This is a genomic window from Streptomyces sp. UNOC14_S4, assembly GCF_020740835.1.
Lineage (GTDB): Bacteria > Actinomycetota > Actinomycetes > Streptomycetales > Streptomycetaceae > Streptomyces.
Map to the genome: position 1 here is coordinate 1 of NZ_JAINFC010000558.1, position 4,719 is coordinate 4,719.

At 72.0% G+C, this 4,719-nt stretch carries 4 protein-coding genes; 1 reads left to right on the forward strand and 3 read right to left on the reverse strand.

Annotated elements, in window-relative coordinates:
- The 3 genes from K6I34_RS31925 to K6I34_RS31935 form a co-directional block, all read right to left on the reverse strand.
- On the reverse strand, positions 1–1,233 hold a 1,233-nt coding region (locus K6I34_RS31925), incomplete at its 3' end, for a DUF2786 domain-containing protein (RefSeq protein ID WP_229331444.1).
- Positions 1,234–1,336: 103 nt separating this feature from the next.
- Positions 1,337–2,320, reverse strand: coding sequence for a GNAT family N-acetyltransferase (locus tag K6I34_RS31930; protein ID WP_229331446.1), 984 nt, complete (start codon positions 2,318–2,320; stop codon positions 1,337–1,339).
- Between the two features lie 312 nt (positions 2,321–2,632).
- Positions 2,633–3,907, reverse strand: a complete 1,275-nt coding sequence (locus K6I34_RS31935; protein ID WP_229331448.1) for an Ig-like domain-containing protein — start codon at positions 3,905–3,907, stop codon at positions 2,633–2,635.
- Between the two features lie 342 nt (positions 3,908–4,249).
- On the opposite strand from K6I34_RS31935, the gene K6I34_RS31940 reads away from it, so the two are divergent.
- A complete protein-coding gene (locus K6I34_RS31940) occupies positions 4,250–4,510 on the forward strand; it encodes a hypothetical protein (RefSeq protein ID WP_308294085.1) in 261 nt (86 codons plus the stop codon).
- Positions 4,511–4,719: the final 209 nt, after the last annotated feature.

The following is a 4,719-nucleotide window of genomic DNA, read 5'->3' on the forward strand; positions in this document are numbered from 1 at the left end:
CCCCTCCGCGTCACGCCCCCGCAACCGATGCGAAGTCGTCGTCGGGAAAAGCCGTGTCGTCGTCTCGCCGACCGCCACGTCCCGGGCGGCCAGCACCGGCAGGACCTCGGAGGCGGACGCGGACGCCGACGCGGCCTCCGTCGCCACCACCCCCTCCGCCGCCGCGGTGAGGCGTTCGCGGATGCGGGCCGCGTAGGCGATGAGGAAGGACTCGCGGAAGTCGCGCGTGCGGCGGGAGCGGCCGCGGGCGTGGTGGTCGTCGCCCGCGCGCCGCATGGCCGTGGTGGCCTGCACCAGCAGCGAGGTGTACATCAGCTCGACCAGTTCCAGGTCGGCCTCGAAGCCGACGACCGTCGAGAAGCCGAAGTCGCCCGACCACACGGCACGGCAGTGGTTGGCCTCGGCGACCGCGTCGAGGAGCAGGGCCTTGGCGGATTCGTACGGGCCCTCGACGCCGAGGCGGCACGCCCCCGGGCCGTCGGCGGGGCCGGTCGCGTGGGCGGCGAGCAGCGCCTCGTCCAGGGAGTGCCGCGCCATGAGCTCCTGCGCCTTCGCGGACAGTGCCTCCGCCTCCTCCGCGAACTGCGTCGACTCCGCCTTCGCGAGCAGCGCCCTGATGCGGGCGAGCATCCGGGGCGCGACGGCGGGGGCGTCCGCCGGCCTGCGCCCGGCGGCGCCCGGCAGCGGGCCCGCGGCGCCGATGCGCGGCAGCACGGCGACGAACCGCAGCGCGCCGAGCGCGCACGCGACCGTCTCGAAGCGGCTCAGCCGCTCGCGCGCGGCGAAGCCGTCCAGGAAGGTGCCCTCCGGAAAGGCGTCGCCCGGGACACGCGCGTCGAGCTCCTTCAGCTGGGCGGCCCAGCGCGCGCCCAGCGTCCCGGGCGCGTAGCGCCGGGCCTCGGCCGCGACGGCGTCCACGGTGAAGCGCGCCTCGGCGGCGGTGAGGTCCCGCCGCGCGAGCCGCACCAGGTCGGCGGGCTGCCAGCCGTCCTCCCAGGCCCGGCGCAGCGCCCGGTCCGCGGCGGCCAGCACGGCGCGGCCGAGGGCGGCGGGCCCGGCGGGGGTCGCGGCCAGCGTCGACGCGGCGGCGTAGACGGCGTCGTCGAGCGCGTCCGCCCGCGTGGCGCGCAGCCCGGCCACCGCGGCCTCGACGGCGGCGAGGACCTCCGCGTCACCGGGGCCCGGCTCGGGCCGCGCGCCGGGGCGCTCGTGCTGCTTGCTGCGCTTGGCCACGGGGTGCTCACTTCCGGCTTTGGGGGGTGCGCGACGGGCTTCCAGGAGCGCATGAGGGGGCGCATCACTGTCCGTACGCCCCCATTGTCCCGGAAGGGAAGGTTCACCCGGACGGCAGTCGCACCTGGAAGAGTCCCATAGACCGCTCGGGTCGGTAGCCGAGCAGCTTGTTGACGGCGCGCATCGGGCCGTTGTCGTCGGCGACGGTCGTGGCGATCTCGCGTACGGGCAGGCCCTCGTCCCTGATCAGCCCCAGCATGCGCCGCTTGACGGCGAGCCCGAGGCCGTGGCCGCGGTGGGCGGGGGCGACGGCGGTCGCGTACTGGATGGCGCGGACGTCGTCCGGGGAACGCAGCACGACCTCGGTGTACGCGGCGTAGCCGCCGTCCGGCGCGATCGCGGCGACGGTGAGCACCGTCCCGCCGCGCTCGACGGCGGCGCTCTGGGCCCGGGTGACACGCTCGGCGTCCCAGCGGAGCGGCCGCATCTCCAGGTCGCCGTTCGGGCTGTCGTGCATGGCGTTGTGGACGTGGGCCATCCCCGGGGCGTGCTCGGCGGGGACGACGCCGGTCCACTCGACGAAGCGGTAGCCGTCGGGCAGGCTCGGCCCGGTGGTCTCGTCGGCCACGCGCTGCACGTACCAGATCATCGACAGTGCACTGTCGAAACCGTGCGCCCTGGCGAACTGCTCGCCCGCGCCACCGATTTCGACCTCCGTGGTCGCCGAGGTACGGCCCTCGGCGGCGATCGCGGCGCGCAGTACGTGCCACATGCGGGTGCCGATGCCGCGGCGCCGGTGCTCGGGGCGGACGGCGAAGTCACCGATCCAGGCCGTCGAGCGGTTCCCCTCGTCCTCGAAGAGGCGCACCTGGCCGACGCCCACGTAGCCGCCCTCGGGGGCCGGTACGACGACCTTGACGTAGTGGCTGAGCACGGCGGGCACGAGCAGCTGACCGGCCGTCTCGGCCCTGCTGGGCGGGGGGACGGTCGGGGGCATGTCGTGCAGGTGGCACGCCGTCACGACGGCGTGCCAGGCGTCGGTTTCCGCCTCGGACGGGGTGTCCCCCAGGATCATGACGTCGCTCATCCTGGGGACGGTACGGGGACGCCTGGCGGCTGGCACGTGGTTTTTGGGGCGGTGCGCCCACCGGGGTGCGGCTTGCGCTCGGCGCGCGGCTGCGGGTCACGTCGTGGCTGGTCGCGCAGTTCCCCGCGCCCCTGATCTGCGGCTCCGCCGCGCCCACGCGGCGGAGCCGCAGATCGGCACAGCCCCGCGCCCCTTACGGGGGCACGCAAAACGCCGGACGGGCTGGAAAACCAGCCCGTCCGGCGTTTGAGGACAACGCGGCGAAGCCGTGTTGCAGGCGGCGACGGCGAGCAACCGTGCGCCGGTCAGGCGCTACGCGCCGGTCGCGCTACCGGCGACCCACTGGCTCCAGTCCATGTTCCAGCCGTTGAGGCCGTTGTCCGGAGCGATGGTCTTGTCGTTGGAGTTCTTGACCTCGACGACGTCACCGATCTGGGAGTTGCTGAAGAACCAGGCACCGGACGTGTTCGGGTCGTCGGCGCCCTGCTTGTCCTGGAGGCCGATGCAGCCGTGGCTGGTGTTGGCCACGCCGAAGATGCCGCTGCCCCAGTAGTTGCCGTGGATGAACGTGCCCGACGTGGACAGGCGCATGGCGTGCGGCACGTCCTTGATGTCGTACTCGCCCTTGCCGTCGCCCTTGGTGAAGCCGACGGTGGAGCCGTCCATCCGGGTCTCCTTGAACTTCTCGGAGATCACCATCTTGCCGTTGTAGGTGGTGTTCTCCGGGCTGCCCGCGGAGATCGGGATGGTCTTGATGGTCTTGCCGTCCCGGACGACCGTCATCTGGTGCGTCTTCACGTCGACCGTGGAGATCTGCGAGTAGCCGATCTTGAAGGAGACCGTCTTCTTCTGGACGCCCTTGATGCCCGGCGCGCCCTCGACACCGTCGAGGTCGAGCTTCAGCGTGACGTCGGAGCCAGCCTTCCAGTAGTCCTGGGGACGGAAATCTATGCGCTGGTCACCGAACCAGTGGCCGACGACCTTCTGGCCGCTGCTGGAGTTGACGGTGATGCCGGACTGGACGGCCTTGCGGTCCTTGATCGGCTTGTCGAAGTTGATCGACACGGGCATGCCGACACCGACGGTGCTGCCGTCCTCCGGCGTGAAGGAGCCGATGAAGCTGTTGGTGGGCGAGACCGTGGCGAAGGAGGAGTTCTCCGTGGCCTTGCGGCCCTGGGCGTCCTTGGCCTCGACGACGATCTTGTACTTGGTGGAGCGGTCGAGCTGCTTGGCGGGCTGCCACGATTTCTTGTCGGCCGATATCGTGCCCTCGACCGGGGTGCCCTTGTCGTCCGTCATCTTGACGCTGACCAGCTCGCCGTCACTGACGGTGACCTTGGCGGCGTCGGTGGTGATACCGGCGTTGGTGGAGCCGTCCTTCTGCGCGATCTTGATCTGCGCCTTGGAGGCTTCCTTGGCGGCGGCGGCATCGACCTTGTTCTGGGACTTGCCGTTACCACCGGAGCCGTTCTTGGCATCGTCGTCGCCACCGCCACAGGCGGCGAGGGTCAGCACACCACCGAGCACAGCGGCCGCGGCCACCAGGGCCTTGCGGCGCTTGCCGTCCGTCATCACACGCTTCTCCATTGCTCCTGGACCCCGAAAACCCCGAGCCGCGCGTGGGGCACCCACGCATCCCGGCTACTGCTTGGGAACGCATGCTCCGTTTCGTCCGTTCCACCCCACTGGAAAATGTGGGGAAGACCACGCCGACAACGCCCCTCGGAGGGCCGACATAATAGCGGGGGTCTTGGTATGACCGTGATGTCCATGATGCAGCCGGGGCGACACCGGTCACCAGAGTCGACGGCCCCTTGACAACTCCCCCGCGCCCTCGGGTCCTCCGCAGCCTCCTCACGGCTTCCGCCCGGCCCGTTCGTATCACTAACATCGGGTCAGCTCGGGTCTCGCCGAAGGGGAACTCACTCCGTGAATGCCACTTCCGCCGCCGCGGCGCGGCGCATGCTGCTGACGGCTGTCAGTGCGGCTCTGCTTCTGTGTGCGGTGTGGTTCGTGCCCAGCGCTCACGCACAGTCGTCGCCTCCCGCGGAGACGGAAACCACGGACTCGGCGCGGCTGGCCGATTCGGGGAGTGTGGACACGACGCCGTATGTGTGTGGCGGCGTCGCGTTTCTGGCGGCGGGTGGGGTGCTGGTGACCACGGCGGCCCGCCGAGCGCGGGCCCGCTGACCCGGGGCTCCGCCCCGGACCCCGACGCTGTCCGCCCACCTGCGGGCCGGTGGGGGCTGGTCGCGCAGTTCCCCGCGCCCCTGAAGGGGCGCAGCCCCTTGCCCCGGCGGTCGTGCGCGGCTCCGTGCCTTACGGGGTGCCCCGGTCCCGGCGGGGGCGAGGGGCGCAGCCCCCGTGGGGGCCCGGGGGCGGAGCCCCCGGAACACTTC

Excerpts from the sequence above, each read along its gene's own strand:
- K6I34_RS31930 (WP_229331446.1), bottom strand. The coding sequence starts at position 2,320 with ATGAGCGACGTCATGATCCTGGGGGACACCCCGTCCGAGGCGGAAACC.
- K6I34_RS31935 (WP_229331448.1), bottom strand. The coding sequence starts at position 3,907 with ATGGAGAAGCGTGTGATGACGGACGGCAAGCGCCGCAAGGCCCTGGTG.